Here is a 1,423-nt window from a genome sequence, read left to right on the forward strand (position 1 = left end):
CTGGGCAAGAGTGCCTTCTCCATCGCCTTCAAGGCCCTGGGGCGGCAACCCGAGCGGACCGTCGCCGTCCAGGCGTACGACTTCGCTCGCTGGCTGACCGGCTTCACCACCTGGGACAAGAAGCTTCCGCTGCAGATCCTTCACATGCAGGAGTCCGGCTTCCGGCGCACACTGACGTTCAATCAGGTGCATGTGACTCAGCAGGGCCAGGCGCTGGCACGCTACCAGTCGGTGTCCGTCACCCTGCCCACGTCCGGTTACCGCCAGCGGTGGAATGCGGAGCTCGGCGACTTCAGCCTCAGCACGCTGGTCGAGCGCCGGAATCTTGACAACCAGGTGATTCGCCAGACCGAGTACGGTCAGTGGACGCAGCAGTTGCCCGAGCCCGGATTCACCGGCCCGCGCTTCGTCTCCGACCCCGTTGGCATCATCCAGCCGCTCGACCGGCCGTCCCGCTACCGCTGGGCCTCCGGCATCTCCACCCGTCGGCCTGAGGACCTGAGGGACGAGTCGGTGTACGCCGTGCTCCTCTCCCCGGCGCTACGCGAGGCGGGTGTGTTCGGTGTCGCGGTGGAGCTGGTCGGGCCGCAGCCGAGTGCCGACCCGGAGGCCGTCTGGGCCTGGTACGTGCCGGAGCAGGGCCGGGGCCTGGCGACGTCGACCGAGCTCGCCCAATGGATCGCGGACAACGGGCTGCGGCAGGGCGAGGAAGTGATGATCCTCCACCAGGGCCTGAGCGTCTCCGCGCGTCAGCTGCTCAACGCAGAGCTGCGAAAGGCCACGGACAAGCTCGTGGATCTGGGCTTCCGGACCACCGTCTACACCCCGCACGCCGGTTACCGCTTCACGGCGAGCAAGCCGACTCTGATCCCCAACGCGGCGCCGGTGGACGAGAAGGCGCTGCTCGCTGCGTCCACGGTGACCGACCTGCCTGCGTCGTCCGGTGGAGCATCCTCGACCCTGTCCACCATCCCGGCATCCCGATGGCTGGTGACGAGCCATGAGTCGGCTCGGCATCCGCGGCTGCGGGACCACAACGGCCTGCTGTGGATCCAGGAGCGGCCGATGCTGACGACCGGCCCGGGGGCGCTGATCTCGCTGAACCCGAGCGTGGACCAGCCTGACTGGCACGCCATGGCCGACTGGAGGACGGGGCTCCTGGTGGTGCTGCCAGTGCTCTCGACCGGCGAACTGGCGGTCCACGTCCTCGCGGGACAGCGCGCACTCACCGACGAACAGCTCTGGCAGCACATTCTCAAGACGGGCAAGACCGAACCGGGCACGGTGGTCGCCTTCGCGGTGGACGCCAGGCTGGACGAGGCCGCGTATGCGCTGCTGGAGCAGCAGATCGACCGGGTTACCATGCCCCACGGCCTGCTGGGCTACCTGCCTCGCCGCGGCGAGCTGGCCAGGGTACGTATGC

Annotated in this window: 1 protein-coding gene; it reads left to right on the forward strand. The window is 68.6% G+C overall.

All coding sequences use genetic code 11. From position 1 onward, the window contains the following. A partial coding sequence (locus ACWGI8_RS44300) for a hypothetical protein (RefSeq protein WP_453669289.1) occupies positions 1-1,423 on the forward strand: 1,423 nt, incomplete at both ends.

This window comes from Streptomyces sp. NPDC054841 (genome assembly GCF_053611045.1).